Origin of the sequence: Micromonospora sp. CPCC 205558 (genome assembly GCF_036902955.1) — a bacterium.
Classification (GTDB): Bacteria; Actinomycetota; Actinomycetes; order Mycobacteriales; family Micromonosporaceae; genus Micromonospora.
On record NZ_JBAKHR010000028.1, the window covers coordinates 48,756 to 72,782 of the forward strand.

Genomic DNA, 24,027 nt, shown 5'->3' on the forward strand with positions numbered 1-24,027 from the left:
GCTCCATGATCATGCCGCCCGTGGCCGGAGAGTCGCGAAACGGGCATGTCATCCTCCTTGATCAACACGGCTTCCCCGGAACTCGCGGTGAACAGGTCAGCCGGACACCCCGGCTCGGCGCCGGCGGATTCCAACTCTTCGACGGGCTCGTCGACCACAAGGTGCTCCGGGTGCACCAGATCCGCTACGGCGTACACCTGGTGCCGTACGACGTGGTCTGGAACGTGGCCGGCGCGGTGCTGCTGCTGGCCGGCGTCGCCGTGCTGTGGTGGGCCCGGTCCCGCCGAACGGACGCCGGCGCCCGATGACGGCGGCCGTGCCGCTGGCGCACGCTGGGCACGGTGCGACCCTGCCGACCTGGTTCCCGCTGTTCCCGGTCGTGTTACTGGCGGGTGGCTACCTGCTGGCCGCCGTCCGCGACCCACGGGGTTGGGACCACCGGCGCACCGCCGCCTGGCTGGTCGGCTGCGCCCTGTTGGCGGTCGCCGTCGGGCCGCTGGCCCAGACTCCCGCTGATCCGCGCGGGCACATGGCGCAGCACCTGCTGCTCGGCATGCTGGCCCCGCTCGGGCTGGTGCTCGGCGCCCCGGTGACGCTGCTGCTGCACGTCGCGCCCGTGCCGATACGCCGGCTGGTGGGCCGGCTGTTGCGCGCCCGCCCGCTGCACCTGATCGCCCACCCGCTCAGCACCGCGCTGCTGAGCACCGGCGGGTTGGCGCTGGTGCTGCTCACCCCGCTGTACGCGGCAGCCGAACGGCAACCCGTCCTGCACCACGCCGTGCACCTGCACTACCTGGCCGCCGGGTACCTCTTCGCCTGGTCGTTGGCCGGGCCGGACCCGGCGCCGCGTCGCCCCGGACTGGCCGTACGGGTCGGCGCGCTACTGGCCGCCGCAGCCGGCCACGCGGTGCTGGCCAAGTACCTGTACGCCCAGGCCGAAACCCTCCCGCCCGGCCTCACCGACGCCGACCCGGAAGCGTTCCGCTCGGCCGCCCAACTCATGTACTACGGCGGCGACCTGGCCGAGCTGCTCCTGGCGGTGGCCCTCTTCGCCACCTGGTACCACCGCCCCCACCCCCACCCCCGGCCCCGCCCCCACCCCCACCCCTCTGCGGTGATCAAGAGGTTCGCGTCACCAGAGGACGGATCCTTGACGGAAACCTCTTGATCACCGCGGTGGATCACCGCGGTGGATCACCGCCGTGGAGCAGGGGGGCGGGGGTGGGGGGTGGTGGTCAGGGTGGCGGAGAGCTGGTGCAGGAAAGCTCGGATGCTGTCTTCGCTGTGGTGCGTCTCAAGCTCGTCGTTGAGGGGGCCGGGGTGGCGCAACGCCTGACCCAGCGCCTCCAGCGTCTCGGCCCGGCCCCCTGGGTAGAGCCCGTCGGACACCCCGCCGGCCACCCGAGTCACCACCGTGTCGTCGAGCACCCGGTCGAACTGAATCCCGTAGAGGATTCCGTTGACGTGGCCTTTCCACCTGTCCGCGCTCATGCTCGCCGACTCCCTCATCGTCCGGGTCAGGGCTGCGGCCAGCCGGTCAGGATCTCCTCGACCGCCAGGACATCCTGCATCGGATCTGGTGCCGGCGTTGGCCGCGCGGTCGGGGTGCGGTCGAAGCGGGGTGCCGGGGCCGGTTGGATCTCGCCGCCCACCTCGACGAACGTACCCCGTGCGGCGTTGTGCGGGTGCCCAGGCGCCTCGCCGGGAGCGAGCACCGGCGCGACGCAGGCGTCCAGGTCGGCGAAGACGGCCGTCCACTCGTCGCGGGTGCGCTCGGCGAACCGCGCGGTGAACCGGCGGCGCAGCTCGTCCCAGCCGCTCGGGTCGTACTGGGCGGGCAGGTCCGGGTCGTCGGCGAGGTCGAGGCCGGTGAGCAGTACGGCGTAGAAGGCCGGTTCCATCGCGCCGACGGCCATGAACCCACCGTCGGCTGTGGCGTACGTGTCGTAGAACGGCGCCCCGCCGTCGAACATGTTGCGCCCGCGCGGAGCGGCCCACAGGCCGGTGCCGAGCAGCCCGTGCAGGAACGAGGTGAGCAGCGCGGAGCCGTCCACCATCGCCGCGTCGACCACCTGACCGAAGCCGGAACGCTCCCGCTCCAACAGCGCGGCCAGCACACCGACGGCGAGCAACATGCCGCCGCCGCCGAAGTCGCCGAGCAGGTTCATCGGCGCGTACGGGCGTTCGCCGGCCCGTCCCAACGGCTCCAACGCCCCGGCCACCGCGATGTAGTCGATGTCGTGCCCGGCTCGGGCGGCCAGCGGACCGTCCTGACCCCAGCCGGTCATCCGCGCGTACACCAGTCGGGGGTTGCGGGCCTGGCACACCTGCGGCCCGAAGCCGAGCCGCTCGGCCACCCCCGGCCGGTACGCCTCGACCAGCACGTCCGCGCGTTCGACGAGGCGCAGCAGGTCCGCCACCCCGGCCGGGGATTTCAGGTCCAGCGCGGTGACCCGCCGTCCGCGCTGCAACGGCCCGCTGGTCGGTGCGGCCAGCCGGCCCGCACCGGGTGCGCCCGGCCGGTCCACCCGCACCACGTCCGCGCCGAGGTCGGCGAGCACCATGCAGCCGAACGGCGCCGGCGCGAGGCTGGCCAGCTCGACCACCCGCACCCCGGTGAGCGGCCCGCCGCGCACCGGCTCGCCCGACCCAGGGCGCGTCGCCGCGTCCGGCTCGTCTGCCGTTTCCGAACCTCCCGCGGGCCAGGACGCCATCACTGGACTCCGGCGGGTTCGGCGGGACGGGCAGCGAGCCGGTCGACCAGGTCGGCAGGGGGCGTGAACCGGTCACCGTAGCGGTCGGCCAACTCGTTGGCGCGGGCCGCGAAGCCGGCCGGACCACCCGCGTACTGGCGGACGTAGCGGATCACCCCGCCGGTCCACGCGGGGAAGCCGATGCCGAAGATCGAGCCGATGTTGGCGTCGGTCTCGGTACGCAGCACTCCCTCGTCGAGGCAGCGCAGCGCGTCCAGCGCCTCGGCGAAGAGCATCCGTTCCTGAAGGTCGGTGAACGACACCGCCCGACCCGCCTCGGTGGTCAGGTCCGCGAGACCGGGCCACAGCCGGCCGCGGGTGCCGTCGTCGTAGGAGTAGAAGCCGCGTCCGGCAGCGCGCCCCGGCCGGTCGTACGCGTCGACCAGCTCGTCCACCAGGCGGTGCGCCGGCAGCGGCCGGAACTCCTCGCTGGCCGCCTCGAACTGGCGGCGGATCCGCTGGATCAGCGTGAGACTGACTTCGTCGGCCAGCGCCAGTGGCCCGGTCGGGTAGCCGGCCTGAAGGGCGGCCTGTTCCACCGACGCGGCGGGGACACCCTCGGCGACCATGCCGACCGCCTCGTCGATGAACCGGCCGATCACCCGGCTGGTGAAGAAGCCCCGCCCGTCGTTGACAACGATCGGGGTCTTGCCGATCCGCCGACCCAGGTCGAACGCGCGGGCCAGCGCCACGTCCCCGGTCCGCTCGCCCACCACGATCTCCAGCAACGGCATCCGGTCCACCGGGGAGAAGAAGTGCATGCCGATGAAGTCGGCCGGCCGGTCCACGCCCTCGGCCAGCCCGGTGATCGGCAGGGTGGACGTGTTGGAGGCGAGCAGCGCGTCCGGCGCCAGCACCGGTAGCACCTCGGCGAACACCGCCTTCTTCAGCGCCGGGTCCTCGAAGACCGCCTCGATGACCGCGTCGCAACCGGCGAGGGCGTCCACCCGGTCGGTGGTGATGATCCGGTCCAGTACGGCACGGGCGTCCACCTCGGTAGCGCGGCCCTTGCGTACCTTGCGGGCCAACAACCGCTCGGCGTGGTCCCGGGCCCTGCCGGCGGCCTCCGGGGTGACGTCCTTGACCACGACGTTCAGCCCGGCGCTGGCGCAGGCGTACGCGATGCCCGCGCCCATCATGCCGGCCCCGAGCACCGCCACCCGGCGCACCGGTGCGGCGTCCACACCGGTCGGACGGGCCGCGCCACCGTTGACGGCCTTCAGGTCGAAGAAGAACGCACCGATCATGTTCTTGGCGACCTGCCCGGTGAGCAGCCCGATCAGGTGCCGGGTCTCCACGGTGAGGGCGGTCTCCAGGTCGACCTGCGCCCCCTCGACGGCGGCGGCCAGGATCGCCTCGGGCGCGGGCAGCCGGGCACCCTTGAGCTGCTTGCGCAGTGTCGCCGGGAAGGCGGGCAGCTGGGCGGCCAGTGAGCGGCTGGCCGGGGTGCCGCCCGGCATCCGATAGTCCGGGCGGTCCCACGGCTGCGCCGGGTGCGGGTTCGCCGCGATCCAGGCCCGTGCGTGGTCCAGCAGCTCCGTCGGCGTGGCCACCACCTCGTCCACCAGCCCGGCGGACAGGGCGTCGGCGGGGCGCATCCGTCGGCCGGTGAGCAGCACGGTGGTCAGCGCTCCGGCCAGGCCGAGCATCCGTACCGTGCGGGTGACGCCGCCGGCCCCGGGCAGCAGGCCCAGGGTCACCTCGGGCAGCCCGAGCCGGCTGCCCGGGGCGTCCAGCGCGATCCGGTGGTGGCAGGCGAGCGCGATCTCCAGGCCACCGCCGAGCGCGGAGCCGTTGATCGCGGCGACCACCGGTCGGCCCAGCGTCTCCAGCCGACGCAGGTCCCGTTTCATGGTGCCGAGCAGCTCGGCCAGCGCGGGCGCGTCGGCGCGGGTGGCCCGGATCATCTCGGGCAGGTCGCCGCCGGCGAAGAACGTCGACTTCGCGCTGGTCACAATGACCCCGGCGAGATCGCGCTCGGCTTCCAGCCGATCGAGCACCACGCTCATCGACGCGGCGTACGCCCGGTTCATGGTGTTGGCGGACTGGGTGGGGTCGTCCAGGGTGAGCGTGACGATGCCGTCGGCGCCGCGGTCGTACCGGATGGTGTCGGTCATGGTCGTCCTCCGGGTCAGCAGCGCTCGAGAACGGTGGCGACGCCCATGCCGCCGCCGATGCAGAGGGTCACCACGGCGCGGCGCAGATCGCGGCGCTCCAACTCGTCCAACGCCGTACCGAGCAGCATCGCTCCGGTCGCGCCGAGCGGGTGGCCGAGCGCGATCGCGCCGCCGTTGACGTTCACCCGGTCCGGGTCGAGGCCCAGGTCCCGGACGTACTTGAGCACCACCGCGGCGAAGGCTTCGTTGATCTCGAACAGGTCGATGTCGTCGAGGGTCAGCCCGGCGACGGCGAGCGCCTTGTGGGTGGCCGGGATCGGGCCGGTCAACATCAGCGTCGGATCGGCGCCGCTGACCGCCGCGCCGACGATCCGGGCGCGCGGGGTGAGGCCGAGGTCGCGACCGACGTCGCCCGAGCCGATCAGCACCAGCGCGGCACCGTCCACGATGCCGGACGAGTTGCCCGCGTGGTGGACGTGGTCGATCGCCTCCAACCAGTGGAACTTCTGCAACGCGACCGCGTCGAAGCCGGCCGCCTCGCCCATCGTGGCGAAGGACGGGGTGAGCTCGGCCAGCGCCTCCCGGGTGGTCTCCGGGCGCGGGTGCTCGTCCACGGTGAGGATGTCCAGCCCGTTGCCGTCGCGCACCGGCACCACCGACCGCGCGAAGTGCCCGCCGGCCCACGCCTTGGCGGCCCGCTCCTGCGACCGCACCGCGTAGCCGTCCACGTCGTCGCGGGTGAAGCCCTCCAGCGTGGCGATCAGGTCGGCGCTGACGCCCTGCGGCACGAACGACGTGGCCAGCGCGGTCTGCGGGTCAGTGGCCCAGGCCGCCCCGTCGGAGCCCATCGGCACCCGGGACATGGACTCCACCCCGCCGGCGAGCAGCAGATGCTCCCAGCCCGAGCGGATCCGCGCGGCGGCCGAGTTGACCGCCTCCAACCCGGAGGCACAGAACCGGTTGAGCTGCACCCCGCCCACCTGGTCGGGCAGCCCGGCCAGCAGCGCGGCGGCCCGCGCCAAGTCGCCGCCCTGCTCGCCGACCGGGGTCACGATGCCGAGCAGCAGGTCCTCCAACCGGCCGACGTCCAGGCCGGGGTTGCGCTCACGCAACGCGTCGATCAGGCCCACCACCAGGGAGATCGGTTTGACGCCGTGCAGCGCGCCGGTGTTCCGACCGCGTCCGCGCGGGGTCCGGACCGCGTCATAGACGTACGCCTCAGAGGGCACGGGCGATCAACTCCTTCATGATCTCGTTGGTGCCGCCGTAGATCTTCTGGACCCGGGCGTCGGCGTACATCCGGGCGATCGGGTACTCCGTGGTGTAGCCGTAGCCGCCGAAGAGCTGCAGGCACCGATCGACCACCTCACACTGCCCGTCGGTGAGCCAGGACTTCGCCATCGCGGCAGTCGCCACGTCCAGGTCGCCGCGCGTGTGCCGGACGATGCAGTCGTCCAGGAAGACCCGGCTGACCCGGGCGCGGGTGGCGCACTCCGCGAGCACCATCCGGGTGTTCTGGTGGCCCATCAGGGTCTTGCCGAAGGCGGTGCGCTCCTTGGCGTACGCGACAGTCAGCGCGACCGCCCGTTCCATGGCCGCTACCGCGCCGACGCCGATGACCAGCCGTTCCTGCGGGAGTTGCTGCATGAGCTGAACGAAGCCCAGCCCCTCGGCGCCGCCGAGCAGGTTGGCCGCCGGCACCCGGAGCTCGTCGAAGAACAACTCCGCCGTGTCGTTGGCGTGCAGGCCGATCTTGGACAGCAGCCGGCCGCGTCGGAACCCCGCCGGATCGCCACCCACCTCGCAGACCAGGAGCGAGACACCGGACGCCCGCTGCTCGGGGTCGGTCTTCACGGCAACGATGACCAGATCGGCCAGGCCGCCGTTGGTGATGAAGGTCTTCGCGCCGGTCACCAGGTAGTCGTCGCCGTCGCGAACCGCCCGGGTACGCATCGCCTGAAGATCGGAGCCGCCATCCGGCTCGGTCATCGCGATGGCGCCGACCAGCTCACCGCTGCACAGGCCGGGCAGCCAGCGCCGCTTCTGCTCCTCGCTGCCGTACGCCACCAGGTAACCGGTGACGATGCCACTGTGGACGGCCAGGCCAAGGCTGCCCTCCCCGGCGTACGCCTGTTCGTGCAGCAGCACCGCCTCGTGGGTGAACCCTCCACCCCCGCCGCCGTACTCCTCCGGGACCGACAGGCCGAGCAACCCCAGCTCGCCGGCGCGGCGGTAGTGCTCGCGGTCCGGGTGGCCCTGCGCCAGCAGGCGCTCGGCGTGCGGCAACACCTCCTTGGTGAAGAAGGTGCGGGCCAGGTCGGCCAGGTCGTCGTGCTCCGGCTCGCGCCAGGGTGAGGGTGAGCCGTCGGGCGGGGGAGTCGGCATGTGCACCACCCTCGCGCGCTGTTGGCAGCCTGTCAATAAGCCGTGATCAGCTACCGGCACGGGGGTCGCCAGGCCGCCTCGGTGTCGCCGCCCGGGACTGCCGCCCAGGGGGCCGCCGGGGGCCGCCTCGGTGTCGCCGCCCGGGACTGCTGCCCGGGGGTCGCTGGGGGTCGCTGCCCGGGACTGCCGCCCGGGGGTCGCTGGGGGTCGCTGCCCGGGACTGCCGCCCGGGGGTCGCTGGGGGTCGCTGCCCGGGGCCGCTGCCCGGCGCCGCTGTCCGGGGCTGCTGCTCGGGGGTCGCTGCCGGGGCCGCGGCCCGGCGCCGTCGGGCCTGATCGGGTACGCCTGCCCGCCCGCGTGCCACCCCTGGCCTAGTAGTCGCCGATCATGGACTTGTGGTGCCTTACAAAAGCGAATTTTGCTGCTATATCGCCCACCATTAGTCCATGGTCGACGATTGTGGGGTGGCACGTGGGCGGGCCGGCGTCGCGCCGACGCGAGGCATCGACCACCGTGACCGGATACGCGGAGATCTTGGACAGTTTCCGTTACGAGCTAACGGAAACTGTCCAAGATTGCGAAAACCTGCCCCGCCGCTAGGCGTACGCCTTGGTGGACGCGGGGGTTGGGTGACGGGTTAATCGGGCGAAGCCGCTGTTGTCAGACACCGCGGGCGGGCGGCGAGTGGGTGGGCGGCGAGTGGGTGGGCGGCGAGTGGGTGGGCGGCGAGTGGGTGGGCGCGAAGCGGGGAGTGCGAACTACTCGGCCTCGTCGCCATCGGTGGGGCGCGGCGGGCGGTGTTCGGCGATCCACGCCTCCACGTCGGCGCGCAGCCACACCGTCATGCCGCGCAGCTCCTGGTAAGGCTTCGGGAAGCTCGGCCGCATGGCGATCTGCTGGAACCGGATTGCTGAGCGTCGAGTGATCAAGGTGAGGAACGACGGTCGATCCGGTGAGCGGTCGCTAGGGTCGGGCAGATGAGTGTCGAGACGGCTCCGCGCCGCCGCCGGTTGGAGCCGGACGCCCGGCGCGGGCAGATTCTGGCCTGCGCGGTCCGGCTGTTCGGTGAGCGCCCGTACGCGGACGTGTCGACCACCGACGTGGCCCGCGAGGCAGGTGTCGCTCGCGGTCTTGTCAACCACTACTTCGGTGCGAAGAAGGACCTCTACCTGGAGGTTGTCCGGGTCATGGTGACCATTCCAGAGGTTGCCCTGGAGCGGCTGCCCAAGGGTGATCTGCGGACCCGGGTCGACGCCAGCGTCACCTGGTTCCTCGACGTGGTGTCCCGGCACAGCACCTCGTGGCTGGCGGCGGTCACCGCCCGGGGGATGGGCGGCGACGCCGACGTGGAGCGGGTGCTCGCCGAGGCCGAGGAGGTCGCCGCGGACCGGATGCTGGTCGCCGTCGGGCTGGCCGACGAGGCGGAGCACCGCGAGGAGTTGCGCGGGATGGTCCGCGCGTACGGCGGGCTGGCGACGTCGACCGCCCGCGAGTGGCTCCAGCGTGGCGCGCTGACCCGTACCCAGGTGCACCTGCTGCTCACCACCACCCTGCTGACCATCGTCGAGCAGGTCATCCCGCAGGTCATCGACGGTTCGGCCCGGCCGGCGCACTCGGCTGAGCCTCCGGCGTAGGGCGTAGGCAGACAAGACGGACAAGGCGGACCGGGCGGACCGGGCGACCGGGTGGCCGGGCGACCGAGCGGACCGGGCGGACAAGACGGATAAGGGCGGACAAGACAAGCCCGGACCTGCCGCCGGTTTCGGGTCGGGCCGCGCTGCCCTGATCACGTGACGTGCTGGCGGGCCCGATCCGGTCTGTGCCGCAGCCCACAGGCGCGACCACGGCGATGAAATAGGCATAGCGGTTACGGTTATTTCGGCGATCGACGGGTACCCAGCCACGACATGCCGTCGATCGCGTCGCCGGAGGAGGAGACATGACCACATCTGCCCTGTCCTACGAGGTTTTCGTCTCGGACGGCCCGATGCGAGCGGGTGACCAGCGCATGCCGGACGGGTCGCCGCTCCACTGGAGTCCGGCCGCGTCCACGTTGATCTTCGGAGCCGAAGAGGCGCTCCTCGTGGATCCACCCTTCACCCACGAGCAGATCTCGAAGGTGGGCGACTGGATCGCCGCGTCGGGTAAGCGGCTGACGTACATCTACGCCACCCACGGGCACGGCGACCACTGGTTCGGCGCGGCCGAGCTGGTCAAGCGTTTCCCCGGCGCCGTCACCTACGCGACGCCCGGCACCATCGAGGTCATGCACCAGCAGGCCACGGTCGGGCGCAGTGAGTTGTTCGACCAGATCTTCCCCGGCCTGATCCCGGAATCGCCTGTCGACGCGGTGCCCGTGGCGGCCGAAGGGTTCCTCCTCGAAGGCAACCTCATCCAGCCCGTCGAGACCGGGCACAGCGACACCGATCGGACCACCGTTCTGCACGTCCCGTCGATCGGCCTGGTGGTCGCCGGTGACGTCGTCTACAACGGGGTTCACCAGTACATCTCGGAGACCGTCAACGGGGGCCTGCGGCAATGGCTCGACGCCCTCGACCGGGTCGAGGCGCTTGCACCCCGCGCAGTCGTCGCCAGCCACAAGAACCGGGACCGCGCCGACGACCCGGTATGCATCGACCAGACCCGGCAGTACCTGCTCAACGTGGAGCGGCTGCTGGCCGAGAAGTCGACCGCCCGCGAATTCTTCGACGAGATGGTGCGACTCTACCCAGACTGGGTCAATCCGGGACCGGTGTGGTACGGGGCGCTCGCCCTGCTCGGGAAGTGACCCGATGACGCCCTCGACCCCCGACCGTACGGCAGGCTCGGTGGTCGGGCCGTGGACCGCAACCGTGAGGTACGGCATCGACCACGCCCCAGGCGGCCTCGGGCTCGTTCAGGATCTACTCAACACGATCTCGGCCGGCGCGCCACGGCAACCGGACCTCCTGGACGACCTGGACAGCGCTACGGAGTGGGCACAATTGGCCGTCGCCCAGTGGTCGGCTGCCACCGGGCGGCCGGCACCCGATGTCACGCTCGACGCCGCGGGCCTGCGGGCGCTACGGACCTTTCGCGAGGAGTTGCTGGACGAGATCGATGCCAGGCTGCACCTGTCGGAACCCGGGCGAAACCTCACCGGGGCGTCGACTCGGGGTGCGACCGGATCTCGTACCGCCGGTGCCACGCTCCGGCTCGATCGAGACGGATCCGTCCACCTCGACCCGGCCGGGGTCGGGGCCGATCTGCTGATCTCGCTCGTCCTCGCCGCGCTGTTCGAAGCGCAACTCGCCGACCTCGGGCGGCGGATCAAGACCTGCCGCAACCCCCGCTGCCGGGTGGCGTTCTACGACCGGTCACGCAACAACAGCGGGGTCTGGCACTCCGTACGCGTCTGCGGGCACCCGACCAACCTGCGCGCCCACCGGGCGCGGCAGCGGCAGGTGGGCTGACCGATCAGGCGGCCCGGCGCTCGTCGCCCTGACCAGCGTGGGTGGAACGACCGCTGTGCGCGGCCGGGGCGGCGTACCGGTCGGCAGCCTGCGCCGGATACGACTCGGGACGTACCACCCGCAGCGGTCGGTCCACCTCGTCGGCCCCGAACCGCCAGCGGGATGGTGCGGGTTGCCGCTGCGGTGCCGGCCCACCGGGGCGCAGACCGGGCCGGGACAGCGCCACGGTGATCAGATAGCCGACCACCAGGAAGCCGTGGCTGATCAGCCGTTCCCCGCCCACCGATCCGGTTGCCAGGTCGTTGACCGACAGCAGCAGCAACGTGCCGACGAACGCGCTGAGCATCGGCAGCAACCCGGCGGGTGGGCTGCGGCGCAGCGCCACGAACAGGAAGCCCGCGCCCACGGCCACGTTCCACGCCGCCGACTCGTGCCACAGGTGCTGGCCGGTGGGATGCAGGTGGTCGGCGGCCGCGCCCCGGCCCACCTGGGCCAGGCCGAGCACCAACTGCACCGCGCCGAGCAACCCGAGCGCCGACCGCAGGACGGCGACGAGCGGTCCACGTCCGAACGCCCCGCGCAGGCCGTCGACGGCCCTGCCTCGTCCGGTCAGGCGCCGCCACCACGACTGACCGGCCGGCGCCGCCGCGGTGGCGGCCAGGATCGCCGCCGTCCGGTCGGGCACCTCAACGACCAATCGGGTACGAACCCGACGGGTCACCGCGGCCGCCGCCGTGAACCAGGCCCGGCACTCGGCACACCCGTCGAGGTGCCCCTGCGCCGCCGCCAGTTCGGCGGCGGTCTCCTCCCCGTCCAGTTGCGCGGACAGGACCTCCCGCCACTGCTCACACCCCATGTACCGGTAGTCGTTCCGGCAGCCGCTCCGGTTCCCGGCGACAGTGACTGGTTGTGGAATACTCGCCGGATCATGACGCGTTACGGCCTGCTGATCCTGCCCGCCACCAACCGGGTGTACGCCCGCGCCGCCGTCGACCTCACCCGGGCCGAGCTGGAGATCTTCGGCCGCTCGGCGCTTGACGGTCGGATCGGCGAGCTGGACACCGAGGTGGTCGGAGGGGCGTCGTACGTCACGTTCACCGGCGACGGGCTGACCGAGCGTGACCTGACCGTCCTGGGCAACCTCTCCGCCGGGTACGCGCTGTTCGAGATCGTCGGTGAGCTGCTGCGGCCGATCGAGTGGCGTCGACTGGACCGCTACGACGACGACCTGCTCACCATCCAGAAGTACCCGGGCAAGACCAACGAGCAGTTCACCAAGCTGCTGCTCAACGTCACCCTGCTCGCCTCGGACTGGGCCGCCGACATGACCAGCCGTCGGTTCCGGGTGCTCGACCCGCTCTGTGGTCGGGGCACCACCCTCAACCAGGCGCTGATGTACGGCTTCGACGCCGCCGGGATCGAGCGCGACCAGAAGGACGTCGAGGCGTACCGGGCGTTCATCACCACCTGGCTGAAGCAGAAGCGGGTCAAGCACCGGGTGCTGGAGTCGGGGCCGGTGCGGCGGGAGCGCAAGGTGGTCGGCCGACGGGTGCGGATCGAGCTGGCGCCGACCCGCGAGGAGCACAAGGCCGGACAGACCCAACTGCTGGACGTGGTCAACGCCGACACCGCCCGGTCGGCGGAGTTCTTCCGCCCGGAGACCGTGGATCTGGTCGTGGCCGACGCGCCGTACGGCGTGCAGCACGGCAGTCGTACCGCTGGGCAGGGGTTGACCCGCGACCCGCTGGCGTTGCTCGCGGACGCCGCTCCGGTCTGGGCCCGGTTGTTGCGCCCCGGCGGGGCGCTCGGCATCTCCTGGAACACCCACGTCGCCAGCCGGGAGGATGCGGCGGCTGCCCTGACCGACGCCGGCCTGACCGTGGTCGACGAGGAGCCCTACCGCGCGCTGCGGCACCGGGTGGACCAGTCGATCATGCGCGACGTGCTGGTGGCTCGTAAGCCGGCCTGACCGGCCTCGTACCTCCGCTCCCTCCACCCCATGCGCCGCCCCACCCGGGCCACGGGTCTGTGCCGCATTTCACCTGCGTAGTGGGCAGGTGTGAAAACCGCGTCAAGAAAAGGTGCGCCGTCGTCACGGTCGCGTTATGACCCCTGCCGTCCGGCGGGTGCCGGGGCTTTGATTGCCCGGCGCGACCGGAAGGCGGTCGCGACGAACCTTTCCGGTATGAGGAGTCAGCGTGTCTGACGTGGTGTTCGTGGTCCTGACGGTGGCGCTGTTCGCAGCGCTCGCCCTGGTGGTCCGGGCGGTGGAGAAGCTGTGAACGCGGTCAACGCCGTCGGTCTGGTGCTCGCGGTCGTCCTGGGCGCGTTCCTGGTGTTCGCCCTGCTGTTTCCGGAGCGCTTCTGATGACCATGACAACAGCGGGCGTCATCTTCATCGTGACGCTGGCGGCGGCCCTGGTCGCCGTCTACAAGCCGTTCGGCGACTACATGTTCCGGGCGGTCTCCGGCACCAGGCAGTCACGGGTCGAGCGGGGCATCTACCGACTGGTCGGGGTCAACCCGGCCGCCGAGCAGACCTGGGGCGTGTACGCCCGCAGCGTGCTCGCGTTCTCCGCGATCTCGATCCTGTTCCTGTACCTGTTCCAGCGGGTGCAGAACCACCTGTGGCTGTCGCTGGGCTTCGACCCGGTGGTGCCACACGGCGCGTGGAACACAGCCGTGTCGTTCGTGACCAACACGAACTGGCAGTCGTACTCGGGTGAGTCGACCATGGGCCACCTGGTGCAGATGGCCGGCCTGGCCGTGCAGAACTTCGTCTCGGCGGCGGTCGGCATCGCGGTGGCGGTCGCGCTGGTGCGCGGCTTCGCCCGCAGCCGCACCGGGCAGCTCGGCAACTTCTGGGTCGACCTGACCCGGATCACGCTGCGGATCCTGCTGCCGATCGCGGTGCTCGGCGCCATCGCGCTGATGATCGGCGGGGCGGTGCAGAACCTCTCCGGCGGCACCGACGTGACCACGCTGACCGGTGGCACCCAGACCATCACCGGTGGTCCGGTCGCCAGCCAGGAAGTGATCAAGGAGCTGGGCACCAACGGTGGCGGTTTCTACAACGTCAACAGCGCCCACCCGTTCGAGAACCCGACCAGCTGGACCAACTGGCTGGAGATCTTCCTGATCTTCCTGATCCCGTTCAGCCTGCCCCGGGTGTTCGGCCGGATGGTCGGGCAGAACCGGCAGGGCTACGCCATCGCCGCGGTGATGGGCATCCTGGCGTTCGCCAGCGTCGCCATCACCAACGTCTTCGAGCTGGCCGGCCACGGCACGGTGCCGCAGGCGGTCGGCGCGGCGATGGAGGGCAAGGAGGTGCGGTTCGACGTGTCGAACTCGGCGACCTTCGCCGCCGCCACCACGCTCACCTCGACCGGTGCGGTCAACTCCTTCCACGACTCGTTCACCTCGCTCGGCGGCATGATGACCATGGTCAACATGATGCTCGGCGAGGTGGCGCCGGGCGGCACCGGCTCCGGTCTCTACGGCCTGCTCATCCTCGCGGTGATCACGGTCTTCGTGGCCGGGCTGATGGTGGGTCGCACTCCCGAGTACCTGGGCAAGAAGATCGGGTCGCGCGAGATCAAGTTCGCCTCGCTCTACTTCCTGATCACGCCGATCCTGGTGCTGGTCGGCACTGCGGCGGCGTTCGCCACCGGCAACAACTCCACGGCGCTCAACGTCGGCCCGCACGGGCTCTCCGAGGTGCTGTACGCATTCACCTCGGCCAGCAACAACAACGGCTCCGCCTTCGGCGGCATCACCGTCAACACCACCTGGTGGGACACCGCGCTCGGGTTGTGCATGCTGCTGGGCCGGTTCCTGCCGCTCATCTTCGTGCTCGCGTTGGCCGGTTCGCTGGCCCGCCAGGCGCCCACCCCCGCGTCCGAGGGCACCCTGCCGACCCACCGACCGCTGTTCATCGGCATGGTCGTCGGCGTCACAGTGGTCCTCGTCGCGCTGACCTTCCTGCCCGCGCTCGCGCTCGGCCCGCTGGCAGAGGGGCTCTGACCATCATGAGGAACGAGGACATGTCCGTGACATCCGGGCAGCTCGCCACCGGCGCCAACCGGATCGGCGGGGGCCTGCTCGACCCGAAGCAGCTGGTCCGGTCCCTGCCGGACGCGGTACGCAAGCTCAACCCCACCACGTTGTGGCGCAACCCGGTGATGCTGATCGTGGAGGTCGGCGCCGCCTTCACCACCGTCCTGGCGGTGACCGACCCGTCGGTGTTCGCCTGGGCGATCACCATCTGGCTCTGGCTGACAGTGGTCTTCGCCAACCTGGCCGAGGCGGTCGCCGAGGGTCGGGGCAAGGCCCAGGCGGCGACCCTGCGGCAGGCGAAGAAGGACACCATCGCCACCCGGCTGATCGACTGGAAGCCGGGCGCACGGGCCAACACCTACCGCGACGAGGCGGTGGCCGCGCCCGAGCTGCGTCAGGGCGACATCGTGCTCGTCGAGGCGGGCGGCATCATCCCCGGCGACGGCGACATCGTCGAGGGCATCGCCAGCGTCGACGAGTCGGCCATCACCGGCGAGTCGGCCCCGGTCATCCGGGAGTCCGGCGGCGACCGCAGCGCGGTCACCGGCGGCACCAGGGTGCTCTCCGACCAGATCATCGTAAAGATCACCCAGAAGCCGGGGGAGAGCTTCATCGATCGGATGATCGCCCTGGTCGAGGGGGCCAACCGGCAGAAGACACCGAACGAGATCGCGCTGAACATCCTGCTCTCCGCGCTCACGATCATCTTCCTGTTGGCCGTGGTCACCCTCCAGCCGCTGGCGATCTTCTCCAAGGCGTACCAGGCGGCCGCGCCGAACAGCGGGGCGATCACCGACTCCGGTGTCACCGGCGTGGTGCTGATCTCGCTGCTGGTCTGTCTGATTCCCACCACCATCGGTGCGTTGCTCGCCGCCATCGGCATCGCCGGCATGGACCGCCTCGTCCAGCGCAACGTCCTGGCCATGAGCGGCCGGGCCGTCGAGGCGGCCGGCGACGTCAACACCCTGCTGCTGGACAAGACCGGCACCATCACGCTGGGCAACCGGCAGGCCGCCGAGTTCGTACCGGTCGAGGGGGTCGACCCGGCGGCGCTGGCCGACGCCGCGCAGCTGTCCAGCCTGGCCGACGAGACCCCGGAAGGGCGCTCGGTGGTCGTGCTGGCGAAGAACGAGTTCGGGCTGCGCGAGCGTGAGCCCGGCGTGATGCCGCACGCCACCTTCGTACCGTTCACCGCGCAGACCCGGATGAGCGGCGTCGACCTCACCCCGGACGCCAGCGTGGACGCCGGCGCGGTGGGCACGGCCCGCCGGGTCCGCAAGGGCGCCGCCGCCGCGGTGATGAAGTGGGTACGGGAGAACGGCGGCCACCCGACCGAGCAGGTCGGCGAGATCGTGGACGGGATCAGCAGCACCGGCGGCACCCCGCTGGTCGTCGCCGAGCACGTCGACGGCGAGCCCGCCCGCGCGTTGGGCGTCATCCACCTCAAGGACGTGGTCAAGCCCGGCATGCGGGAGCGGTTCGACGAGATGCGCCGGATGGGCATCCGGACCGTGATGATCACCGGCGACAACCCGCGTACCGCGAAGGCGATCGCCGACGAGGCCGGGGTGGACGACTTCCTGGCCGAGGCGACGCCGGAGGACAAGCTCGCGCTGATCAAGCGGGAGCAGGAGGGTGGCCGGCTGGTCGCGATGACCGGTGACGGCACCAACGACGCGCCGGCGCTCGCCCAGGCCGACGTCGGGGTGGCGATGAACACCGGCACGTCGGCCGCCAAGGAGGCCGGCAACATGGTCGACCTCGACTCCGACCCGACCAAGCTGATCGAGATCGTGGAGATCGGCAAGCAGTTGCTGATCACCCGTGGCGCGCTGACCACGTTCAGCATCTCCAACGACATCGCGAAGTACTTCGCGATCATTCCGGCCATGTTCGCCGGCCTCTACCCGAGCCTGGACGCGCTGAACATCATGCGGCTGTCCAGCCCGGAGTCGGCGATCCTCTCCGCCGTCATCTTCAACGCCCTGGTGATCATCGCGCTGATCCCGCTCGCCCTGCGTGGCGTGCGGTACCGGCCGGCGGCCGCGTCGAAGCTGCTCAGCCGCAACCTGCTGGTGTACGGGCTGGGCGGCATCATCGTGCCGTTCATCGGGATCAAGCTCATCGACCTGCTCATCCAGTTCATCCCGGGGATTTCGTGATGCGCCTACCCACCTGGATCGCCCAACACCTCGCCGCGCTGCGCGCCGTACTCGTCTTCACGGTGCTGCTCGGCCTGGTCTACCCGCTGGCCCTGGTAGCGGTTGGTCAACTGCCGGGCCTCAACCACAAGACCGACGGGTCGCTGATCTCCGCCGGCGGGACGACGGTCGGCAGCGCGCTGATCGGCCAGTCCTTCACCGACGCCGACGGCAACCCCGTCGCCCGCTACTTCCAGTCCCGCCCGTCGGCCGCCGGTGACGGCTACGACCCGACGTCCACCTCGGCCAGCAACCTGGGCCCGGAGAGCGTGGTCGACACCATCGCCACCGACCCGGAGGAGTCCAGCGAGAGCCTGCTCACCCAGGTGTGCGGGCGCAGCAAGGCCGTCGGCGAACTCAACGGCGTCGACGGGCGACGCCCCTACTGCACCGACGACGGGGTGGGCGCCGTGCTCGCGGTCTTCCGTGCCGACGGTCTGACCGGCCCGGTCATCCGGGTGGTCAGCGTCAACCAGGCCGCCCCGGCCACTCCGTTCGTCACCGAGTACCAGGGAGTGAGGGTCGAGCTGGCCCAGCCCGGCGAGGACTACGTGGCCGCCGGCGGTCTGGTCACCCCGATCCGGGGCGACGCCCCCGCCGACCCCGCCGTGCCCGCCGACGCGGTCACCGCCAGCGCCAGCGGCCTCGACCCGCAGATCAGCCCGGCGTACGCGGAGTTGCAGGTGAACCGGGTCGCGCGGGAGCGCGGCGCGGACCCGGCGGCAGTCCGCAAGCTGGTGCAGGAGCACACCGACGGGCGGGCGCTCGGGTTCATGGGTGAGCCCGGCGTCGACGTGCTGGAACTCAACCTCGCGCTCGACAAGCAGTTCACCGCGCGCTGAGCACCCTCGCGGGCGGGGCCGTGCCGACCGGCACCGCCCCGCCCGCCACTCTGACCAGGGAGGATGGTCCCCGTGCCACGCGGAGAACTGCGCATCTATCTCGGAGCCGCCCCCGGCGTCGGCAAGACGTACGCCATGTTGGAGGAGGCCCAGCGGCGGGCCGCGCGCGGCACCGACGTGGTGATCGGTTTCGTGGAGACCCACGGCCGCGAACACACCGCCGCGATGCTCGGCGACCTGGAGCAAGTGCCCCGCCGGACCATGGACTACCGGGGCGCGGAGTTCACCGAGATGGACCTGGACGCGGTGCTGGCCCGCCGGCCGGAGATCGCGGTGGTGGACGAGCTGGCGCACACCAACGTGCCCGGTTCCCGGCACGACAAGCGCTGGCAGGACGTTCAGGAGCTGCTCGACGCGGGGATCGACGTGCTGTCCACGGTCAACGTGCAGCACCTGGAGTCGGTCAACGACGTCGTCGCCCAGATCACCGGCACCACCCAGCGGGAGACCGTGCCGGACGAGATCGTCCGCGCCGCCGAGCAGGTCGAGCTGGTCGACATGACCCCGGAGGCGCTGCGCCGGCGGATGGCGCACGGCAACATCTACCGACCCGACAAGATCGACGCCGCGTTGGGCAACTACTTCCGGGTCGGCAACCTCACCGCACTACGCGAGCTGGCGCTGCTCTGGTTGGCCGACAAGGTCGACGAGCAGCTCGACCGCTACCGCAGCCAGCAGGGGATCGCGGCCACCTGGGAGGCCCGGGAACGGGTCGTGGTCGCGCTGACCGGCGGCCCGGAGGGCGAGACGCTGATCCGCCGGGCGGCCCGGGTCGCCGCCCGCAGCAAGGGCGCCGACCTGCTCGCCGTGCACGTGGCCCGCAGCGACGGCCTGGCCGGCGCCGACCCGGCCCAACTGGCCCGCCAGCGCGTGCTGGTGGAGAGCCTGGGCGGCACGTACCACCAGGTGCTCGGCACCGACGTGCCGGCCGCGCTGCTGGATTTCGCCCGGGGCGTGAACGCCACCCAGTTGGTGCTCGGGGCCAGCCGGCGGGGTCGCCTCGCGCAGATCTTCGCCCGGGGTGTCGGGGTGACCACCACTGCGCTCTCCGGCTCGATCGACGTGCACCTGGTCACCCACAAGCAGGCCGGCAAGGGCCGTCGGGCGGCGGCAGTCCCGGCGGCGCTGTCCCGCCGCCGCCGGCTGCTCGGCTTCGGCCTCGCGGTGCTGGGCATGCCGCTGCTCACCCTGCTGCTGAAGACCATGCCCGACCTGACGTTGACCAACGACATCCTGCTGTTCCTGGCCGGGGTGGTCGGGGTGGCGCTGGTCGGCGGGGTGTGGCCGGCCCTGGTCGCCGCGCTCGGCGGCTCGCTGCTGCTCAACTGGTTCTTCACCCCGCCCTTCCGCACGCTGACCATCGCCGAGGCGGACAGCCTGCTCGCCCTGGCCGTCTTCGTCGGGGTGGCGTTGGCGGTCAGCTGGATCGTCGACGTGGCCGCCCGGCGTACCCGAGAGGCCGCGCGGGCCGCCGCCGACGCGCAGACCCTCGCCGCCGTCGCCGGTGGCGTGCTGCGCGGCGAACGCCCTCTGCCCGCTCTGTTGGATCAGCTCCGGGAGACCTTCGGGCTGCGCGCGGTGAGCGTGCTGGAGCTGGCCGAGGAGGCCAGCGGGCGTCCGGAGCGGGCCCGCGAGGAGCACGCCTGGTGTGTCGTGGCCAGCGTCGGTGAGCGGCCGGCCGGCACGCCCGACGGCGGCGAGACGGCGGTGCCGGTCGACGATCGGATCACCGTCGTGCTCAGCGGCCGGCGGTTGGCGGCCGCCGACCGGCGGATCGTCGAGGCGTTCGCCGCCCAGGCCGCCGTCGCGCTGCGCCAGGAACGGCTCGCCGAGGAGGCCGCCACCGCCCGGCCCCTCGCCGCCGCCGACCGGATGCGCACCGCGTTGCTCGCGGCGGTCAGCCACGACCTGCGTACGCCGCTGGCGTCCGCGAAGGCGGCCGTGACCAGTCTGCGCAGCCACGACATCGAGTTCGACGAGTCCGACCGTGAAGAGTTGTTGGAGACCGCCGAGGAGTCGCTGGACCGGCTCGCCCGACTGGTCGCGAACCTGCTGGACATGAGCCGGCTCCAGGCGGGTGTCCTGGGCATCTCGGCGACCGCGGTCGGCCTGGAGGACGCCGTACCCCTGGCGTTGGACGAACTTGGCCCGGTGGCCGCGACCGTCGGCACGGACATCCCGGCCGACCTGCCGGCCGCCACCGCCGACCCGGGCCTGCTGGAACGGGTGCTGGTCAACATCGTCGCCAACGCGCTGCGGTACAGCCCGCCCGGTCAACCGCCCATGATCACCGCCAGCGCGCACGCCGGTCAGGTCGAGCTGCGGGTGATCGACCGGGGGCCGGGCATCCCGGAGGACCAGTGGGAGAACATCTTCCTGCCGTTCCAACGCCTCGGCGACCGGGACAACCAGACCGGTGTCGGTCTCGGTCTTGCGCTGTCCCGGGGGTTGGCCGAGGCGATGGGTGGCAGCATCACCCCGGAGACCACGCCCGGTGGTGGGCTCACCATGGTGCTGCGGCTGCCCGCCGCGCAGAGCAGCTCGGAGGGGCCGCGGGAATGACGCGCATCCTGGTCGTGGACGACGAACCGCAGATCCTGCGCGCCCTGCGGATCAACCTGCGCGCACGCCGGTACGACGTGGACGTCGCCGGCACCGGTGCCGCAGCGCTGAAGGCCGCAGCCACCCACCCGCCGGACCTGGTGGTGCTGGACCTCGGTCTGCCCGACATCGACGGGGTGGAGGTGATCCGGGGCCTGCGCGGGTGGACCACCGTGCCGATCATCGTGCTTTCCGGCCGGGCCGGTAGCGAGGACAAGGTGGCCGCGCTCGACGCCGGCGCGGACGACTACGTCACCAAGCCGTTCGGGGTCGAGGAGTTGCTGGCCCGCATCCGCGCGGTGACCCGCCGCCTCGGCGCGTCCAGCGAAGCGGTGCCGGCGCTGCGGATCGGCCAGCACACCGTCGACCTGGCCGACCACAGCGTGCGCAGGGACGACGGCACCGAGGTCAAGCTGACCCCCACCCAGTGGAGCGTGCTGGAGAAGCTGCTGCGTCACCCCGGCAAGCTGGTCAGCCAACGTCAGCTCCTGCAGGACGTGTGGGGGCCGGAATACCAGAACGAGACCAACTACCTGCGGCAGTACCTGGCTCAGCTGCGGCGCAAGCTGGAGGATGACCCGGCCCGTCCCCGGCACCTCATCACCGAGCCGGGAATGGGCTACCGCTACCGGCCGTGAGCTGTTGACACCCACCGGCAGAGATTGAAGAGCGGGATCACCCGGGCCGGGACGTGGCTGCGCAGCACCAGCATCGGTGGCTACTACGGCCGGGACTACGAGCACGACGGCAACACCGCCAAAGGGCGTCAACCGACTGCGGTTCCGGCCGACGCTGCCCGCCTCCGGTTCGTGGACCGTGCAGATGCGCTGGACCGCCGACCCGAACCGGGCGAGCAACGTGCCGGTGGACATCGCGTACTCCGGCGGGGTGGCCACCCGGACCGTCGACCAGCGGCAGTCCGGGGGCCAGTGGGTGCCGCTGGGCACCTACCCGTTCACGGCGGGCACCGAGGGGAGCGTGTTGATCCGTACCGAGGACACCGACGGCCACGTCATCGCCGACGCGGTCCGCTTCGTCCGCGCCTGACCGATCGGGCCAGCGGCGGTCTGCGGTCGGGCGGCGGTCGTCGGGCGGGTGGCGGTCTGCGGGTCGAGCGGCGGCGCCACCAGCAGCGGGTCGACCTGGATCACGTCGATGCCGAGCGGGCGCAGCATGGCCCGCAGTGCGGACTCGCACAGCTCCTCCCAGGGCTGGTCCGCGCCCATCGCGGCGACAAGCAGCTCCGGTCGGGTGAAGGCGATGCCCACCCGTTGCCCCTGCGGCGAACGGCCGGTCCGCACCGTCCGTACCGGCCGTCCCGGCAGGTCACGCACCGGAACGGCGAAGATTATCGGGGCGTCGTCCATGGTCGGGTTGGTCCTTTCCACACGCGTCGGGAGAGTGGCGGTCACCGGTGGCGCCGCAACGGCGACGGTCATCTGCTGAATCGTTCAAGGTCGCGGGCGAAGCGGCGGATCGTCGCGGGGCGGCTCATGCGGCGGCCCCCGTCCGGGCCGGGCTTTCCTTTTCGGTACGCGGATCGGCCGCCGTATTCAGGTCGAGCGCGCGCAGGATGTAGTTGGCCTCCGCCACCTCCACCCCGGCGCGCAGGCGCAGGTCAGCCACGGCTCGGTGCAGCACGGTGATGCTGCCGGCCGAGAGGCGCACCACGGCGTCGACGTCGGCGGCGATCCACCACGCTTCGACGGCGCACGGCTCGTGCCGCAGGTACTCCACCAGGTGACTGCCGGGCGCGGACGGGCCGAGCCGGACGCTCACCAGCGCCTCGTGCCGGCGAGGCAGCTCGCCCGCACCCGTGGAGGGCTCGACCGGGTCGCTGTCCGGGTCAGTGACCGGTAGCGGGTGCCCCCGTTCCCAGCGCGTCATCCGCCAAGGACTCATGGACCCATCGTCACCACCGGGCGGCGGAGATGGGCCCGCCGATACGCGGTTTCGACGGGCCCTCGCCAATTCTTGACGCGCTGTTAACGCGCTCGACTCGCTGCGGAAAAACCAAGCCAGCCGTAGAAGGCGCTGTGGCCGACGCCGAGGAGGCGGCAGAGCAGACGGACCGGGTAGGTGGTCTTCTCCTGCGGGATCCCGAGTCGCTCGACCAGCCTTTCGCACGGCGAAAGGTGGCGAGATTTTCGGTGCCGGGTCTTGAACTCGGGGTCCGGTTCGTCGTCGTACGAGTTGAAGGCGCGCCCGGGGTTCCTGCGCCACGGAAGAGTTGGCTTCGGTATGGATGCCGACGCATGTCGAAAGGAAGGCTTTATGCTCAAGAGTAGATGGAGGTGGGCCGCCGTTGCGGCCACCTGCGCCATGGCGGTCTCGCTGTTGGTGGTGGTACCCGCATCGCCGGCTGCGGCCGCGTATTTTGGTGAAACTTCATGGGACGCCCTCGACAGCGCAGGCGACAGTCAGCCTTCATCCGACCAGGCTCCGGTTCAGGCATACAATTCTGGCAATCGGCACCAGATCTGGGTATGGCGCGGTGAGACCAGCAACAGGATCTGGATGCAGGGCCAGTACTACGGCAGCCCGCTGGGCCCGATTCAGCAGATCCCGAACGCGCAAACTCCGTCCGCGCCAGCGGCGGTGGGCGTTCAGAATGGATTCGTGATTCTCCATCGCGGTAACGATAACCGCATCTATTACGCGACCAATGTCGGCTACCGCGGCATTAGCGCAGACAACTTCAGTCAATGGTTACCGATCACCACCAACAACGGAACGCATTTCATCACCACATCGGACACGCCGGCTATTGTCGAAATCGGCGGCAGAGTGGTCGTCGCCTACCGTGGCGAGACCAGCAGTCGAATTTACACGGTGGACGGCAGTTTCTACTTCACAGGCGGCGAAGCCGGGGAGCCCCGAATCTCCTGGAGCAACAACGTCGCAACTGCCGCCTATTCTTCGGTGGGGCCGGGGTTGGCCAACTACGCAGGCACCCTGTACCTGTTCTGGCGTGAGTTCAATGCAATCCAATTCATGGCCCGTTTTCCCGGCGGTGGGTGGCCAAACGGCCGCAACGAGATCCCAGGCTCGGCTGGCCGGGTCGGGGGATCCGGGCGGCCCTCCGCTGCCGCGAACGGCCAATACATGATGGTGGGATGGCTCGGCTACCAGTCGGCAGCAAACGACAATGCCCATTCCATCTGGCGGTCCCGGTTCATCGGCGGATCTGGCTGGGAGGCTCCGCAAGAGGACGCCAACCGGTGGCACACGTACCGCAGCGTCACAGTGGTTGCAGTTTCCGTCTACTTCGCCATGCTCATGATCGGTGCGCGGGATCGCATCATCTACGACAAGGTGGTGTTCCGGACGTAGGCCAGACATTCGATCGATGACCGCCGCTCCGGTGGCGGTCATCGATCGCCCTTCGGAGTTGAGCAGGGCTCGCGGCCGGAGGTGAGGCCGCCGCGATCTTTCCGCTCGACGACCTGCGGCATCGCTTCTGAAGCTGGACGGTGGTTAGCAGCGTCGTTACGGCCAGAGCTGGAGGGACCGGCGCCACTGGCTGGCGGACCGGTGTCGGGCACGCTGACCAGGCGGGT

At 71.1% G+C, this 24,027-nt stretch carries 23 protein-coding genes; 14 read left to right on the forward strand and 9 right to left on the reverse strand.

The features are described 5' to 3' along the window. The first annotated feature begins 5 nt into the window (after nt 1-5). Nucleotides 6-308: a DUF2243 domain-containing protein gene (locus V6U86_RS26480; RefSeq protein ID WP_334507729.1), complete on the forward strand. Its 303-nt coding sequence runs from the start codon at nt 6-8 to the stop codon at nt 306-308. After that, on the forward strand, nt 305-1,168 hold the full coding sequence (locus V6U86_RS26485; protein WP_334507731.1) for a cytochrome c oxidase assembly protein: 864 nt from the start codon (nt 305-307) through the stop codon (nt 1,166-1,168). Before V6U86_RS26480 ends, V6U86_RS26485 begins: the two co-directional genes overlap by 4 nt. 26 nt (nt 1,169-1,194) lie before the next feature. Here V6U86_RS26485 and V6U86_RS26490 read toward each other — a convergent pair whose 3' ends face one another. The 6 genes from V6U86_RS26490 to V6U86_RS26515 form a co-directional block, all read right to left on the reverse strand. Beyond that, nucleotides 1,195-1,491, reverse strand: a complete 297-nt coding sequence (locus V6U86_RS26490; protein WP_334507734.1) for a hypothetical protein — start codon at nt 1,489-1,491, stop codon at nt 1,195-1,197. Between the two features lie 26 nt (nt 1,492-1,517). Next, nucleotides 1,518-2,636 (reverse strand): CaiB/BaiF CoA transferase family protein, encoded by a 1,119-nt coding sequence (locus V6U86_RS26495; protein WP_334507736.1) that lies wholly within the window; start codon nt 2,634-2,636, stop codon nt 1,518-1,520. 77 nt (nt 2,637-2,713) lie between these two features. Continuing rightward, nucleotides 2,714-4,870: a 3-hydroxyacyl-CoA dehydrogenase NAD-binding domain-containing protein gene (locus tag V6U86_RS26500; RefSeq protein WP_334507738.1), complete on the reverse strand. Its 2,157-nt coding sequence runs from the start codon at nt 4,868-4,870 to the stop codon at nt 2,714-2,716. Between the two features lie 14 nt (nt 4,871-4,884). Further along, nucleotides 4,885-6,099 carry an acetyl-CoA C-acetyltransferase gene (locus V6U86_RS26505; protein ID WP_334507740.1) on the reverse strand — a complete coding sequence of 405 codons (1,215 nt, stop codon included), beginning with the start codon at nt 6,097-6,099 and terminating at the stop codon, nt 4,885-4,887. Continuing rightward, nucleotides 6,089-7,255 carry an acyl-CoA dehydrogenase family protein gene (locus tag V6U86_RS26510; RefSeq protein ID WP_334507742.1) on the reverse strand — a complete coding sequence of 389 codons (1,167 nt, stop codon included), beginning with the start codon at nt 7,253-7,255 and terminating at the stop codon, nt 6,089-6,091. Before V6U86_RS26510 ends, V6U86_RS26505 begins: the two co-directional genes overlap by 11 nt. A gap of 758 nt (nt 7,256-8,013) precedes the next feature. Continuing rightward, on the reverse strand, nt 8,014-8,142 hold the full coding sequence (locus tag V6U86_RS26515; RefSeq protein ID WP_334507744.1) for a hypothetical protein: 129 nt from the start codon (nt 8,140-8,142) through the stop codon (nt 8,014-8,016). Nucleotides 8,143-8,232: 90 nt separating this feature from the next. Between V6U86_RS26515 and V6U86_RS26520 the strand changes: the two genes are divergently transcribed. The 3 genes from V6U86_RS26520 to V6U86_RS26530 all read left to right on the forward strand — a co-directional run bounded on the left by V6U86_RS26520 (nt 8,233) and on the right by V6U86_RS26530 (nt 10,707). Further along, entirely contained in the window at nt 8,233-8,889 is a 657-nt protein-coding gene (locus V6U86_RS26520) for a TetR/AcrR family transcriptional regulator (RefSeq protein WP_334507746.1), read from the forward strand. A gap of 305 nt (nt 8,890-9,194) precedes the next feature. After that, a complete protein-coding gene (locus V6U86_RS26525; RefSeq protein ID WP_334507748.1) occupies nt 9,195-10,043 on the forward strand; it encodes an MBL fold metallo-hydrolase in 849 nt (282 codons plus the stop codon). 4 nt (nt 10,044-10,047) lie between these two features. Continuing rightward, nucleotides 10,048-10,707, forward strand: a complete 660-nt coding sequence (locus V6U86_RS26530; protein ID WP_334507750.1) for a CGNR zinc finger domain-containing protein — start codon at nt 10,048-10,050, stop codon at nt 10,705-10,707. Between the two features lie 4 nt (nt 10,708-10,711). Here V6U86_RS26530 and V6U86_RS26535 read toward each other — a convergent pair whose 3' ends face one another. Then, nucleotides 10,712-11,563 (reverse strand): zf-HC2 domain-containing protein, encoded by an 852-nt coding sequence (locus tag V6U86_RS26535; RefSeq protein ID WP_334507752.1) that lies wholly within the window; start codon nt 11,561-11,563, stop codon nt 10,712-10,714. A gap of 72 nt (nt 11,564-11,635) precedes the next feature. Here V6U86_RS26535 and V6U86_RS26540 point away from each other — a divergent pair, with 72 nt between their 5' ends. The 8 genes from V6U86_RS26540 (at nt 11,636) to V6U86_RS26575 (ending at nt 21,514) form a co-directional block, all read left to right on the forward strand. Continuing rightward, nucleotides 11,636-12,676, forward strand: coding sequence for a TRM11 family SAM-dependent methyltransferase (locus V6U86_RS26540; protein ID WP_334507754.1), 1,041 nt, complete (start codon nt 11,636-11,638; stop codon nt 12,674-12,676). A 309-nt stretch (nt 12,677-12,985) separates the two neighbouring features. Then, nucleotides 12,986-13,075, forward strand: a complete 90-nt coding sequence (gene kdpF / locus V6U86_RS26545; RefSeq protein WP_036410889.1) for a K(+)-transporting ATPase subunit F — start codon at nt 12,986-12,988, stop codon at nt 13,073-13,075. Further along, a complete protein-coding gene (gene kdpA, locus V6U86_RS26550; protein ID WP_334507759.1) occupies nt 13,075-14,730 on the forward strand; it encodes a potassium-transporting ATPase subunit KdpA in 1,656 nt (551 codons plus the stop codon). The genes kdpF and kdpA overlap by 1 nt, the downstream gene beginning before the upstream one ends. A 20-nt stretch (nt 14,731-14,750) precedes the next feature. Beyond that, nucleotides 14,751-16,925 carry a potassium-transporting ATPase subunit KdpB gene (gene kdpB / locus V6U86_RS26555; RefSeq protein WP_334507761.1) on the forward strand — a complete coding sequence of 725 codons (2,175 nt, stop codon included), beginning with the start codon at nt 14,751-14,753 and terminating at the stop codon, nt 16,923-16,925. Beyond that, a complete protein-coding gene (locus tag V6U86_RS26560) occupies nt 16,925-17,806 on the forward strand; it encodes a potassium-transporting ATPase subunit C (RefSeq protein ID WP_334507764.1) in 882 nt (293 codons plus the stop codon). The genes kdpB and V6U86_RS26560 overlap by 1 nt, the downstream gene beginning before the upstream one ends. Nucleotides 17,807-17,878: 72 nt before the next feature. After that, a complete protein-coding gene (locus V6U86_RS26565) occupies nt 17,879-20,428 on the forward strand; it encodes a sensor histidine kinase (RefSeq protein WP_334507766.1) in 2,550 nt (849 codons plus the stop codon). After that, complete coding sequence (locus V6U86_RS26570; RefSeq protein ID WP_334507768.1) at nt 20,425-21,105, forward strand: response regulator; 681 nt, start codon at nt 20,425-20,427, stop codon at nt 21,103-21,105. The genes V6U86_RS26565 and V6U86_RS26570 overlap by 4 nt, the downstream gene beginning before the upstream one ends. A gap of 76 nt (nt 21,106-21,181) precedes the next feature. Then, nucleotides 21,182-21,514, forward strand: coding sequence for a golvesin C-terminal-like domain-containing protein (locus V6U86_RS26575; protein WP_334507770.1), 333 nt, complete (start codon nt 21,182-21,184; stop codon nt 21,512-21,514). Here V6U86_RS26575 and V6U86_RS26580 read toward each other — a convergent pair. Both V6U86_RS26580 and V6U86_RS26585 read right to left on the reverse strand, forming a co-directional pair. Then, entirely contained in the window at nt 21,415-21,906 is a 492-nt protein-coding gene (locus V6U86_RS26580; protein ID WP_334507772.1) for an SAV_915 family protein, read from the reverse strand. The genes V6U86_RS26575 and V6U86_RS26580 overlap by 100 nt on opposite strands. Nucleotides 21,907-21,958: 52 nt before the next feature. Further along, a complete protein-coding gene (locus V6U86_RS26585; RefSeq protein WP_334507774.1) occupies nt 21,959-22,369 on the reverse strand; it encodes a hypothetical protein in 411 nt (136 codons plus the stop codon). Between the two features lie 339 nt (nt 22,370-22,708). Here V6U86_RS26585 and V6U86_RS26590 point away from each other — a divergent pair, with 339 nt between their 5' ends. Continuing rightward, on the forward strand, nt 22,709-23,800 hold the full coding sequence (locus V6U86_RS26590; protein WP_334507777.1) for a hypothetical protein: 1,092 nt from the start codon (nt 22,709-22,711) through the stop codon (nt 23,798-23,800). The last annotated feature ends 227 nt before the right edge of the window (nt 23,801-24,027 follow it).

Bases quoted from the DNA above. Each gene is read 5' to 3' on its own strand.
- V6U86_RS26520 (WP_334507746.1), top strand. From the start codon at position 8,233: ATGAGTGTCGAGACGGCTCCGCGCCGCCGCCGGTTGGAGCCGGACGCC.
- V6U86_RS26530 (WP_334507750.1), top strand. From the start codon at position 10,048: ATGACGCCCTCGACCCCCGACCGTACGGCAGGCTCGGTGGTCGGGCCG.
- kdpB (WP_334507761.1), top strand. From the start codon at position 14,751: ATGTCCGTGACATCCGGGCAGCTCGCCACCGGCGCCAACCGGATCGGC.
- kdpA (WP_334507759.1), top strand. From the start codon at position 13,075: ATGACCATGACAACAGCGGGCGTCATCTTCATCGTGACGCTGGCGGCG.
- V6U86_RS26570 (WP_334507768.1), top strand. From the start codon at position 20,425: ATGACGCGCATCCTGGTCGTGGACGACGAACCGCAGATCCTGCGCGCC.
- V6U86_RS26540 (WP_334507754.1), top strand. From the start codon at position 11,636: ATGACGCGTTACGGCCTGCTGATCCTGCCCGCCACCAACCGGGTGTAC.
- V6U86_RS26580 (WP_334507772.1), bottom strand. From the start codon at position 21,906: ATGACCGTCGCCGTTGCGGCGCCACCGGTGACCGCCACTCTCCCGACG.
- V6U86_RS26535 (WP_334507752.1), bottom strand. From the start codon at position 11,563: ATGGGGTGTGAGCAGTGGCGGGAGGTCCTGTCCGCGCAACTGGACGGG.
- V6U86_RS26480 (WP_334507729.1), top strand. From the start codon at position 6: ATGATCATGCCGCCCGTGGCCGGAGAGTCGCGAAACGGGCATGTCATC.
- V6U86_RS26585 (WP_334507774.1), bottom strand. From the start codon at position 22,369: ATGAGTCCTTGGCGGATGACGCGCTGGGAACGGGGGCACCCGCTACCG.
- V6U86_RS26510 (WP_334507742.1), bottom strand. From the start codon at position 7,255: ATGCCGACTCCCCCGCCCGACGGCTCACCCTCACCCTGGCGCGAGCCG.
- V6U86_RS26515 (WP_334507744.1), bottom strand. From the start codon at position 8,142: ATGCGGCCGAGCTTCCCGAAGCCTTACCAGGAGCTGCGCGGCATGACG.
- V6U86_RS26590 (WP_334507777.1), top strand. From the start codon at position 22,709: ATGGATGCCGACGCATGTCGAAAGGAAGGCTTTATGCTCAAGAGTAGA.
- V6U86_RS26560 (WP_334507764.1), top strand. From the start codon at position 16,925: ATGCGCCTACCCACCTGGATCGCCCAACACCTCGCCGCGCTGCGCGCC.
- V6U86_RS26525 (WP_334507748.1), top strand. From the start codon at position 9,195: ATGACCACATCTGCCCTGTCCTACGAGGTTTTCGTCTCGGACGGCCCG.
- V6U86_RS26500 (WP_334507738.1), bottom strand. From the start codon at position 4,870: ATGACCGACACCATCCGGTACGACCGCGGCGCCGACGGCATCGTCACG.
- V6U86_RS26490 (WP_334507734.1), bottom strand. From the start codon at position 1,491: ATGAGCGCGGACAGGTGGAAAGGCCACGTCAACGGAATCCTCTACGGG.
- V6U86_RS26485 (WP_334507731.1), top strand. From the start codon at position 305: ATGACGGCGGCCGTGCCGCTGGCGCACGCTGGGCACGGTGCGACCCTG.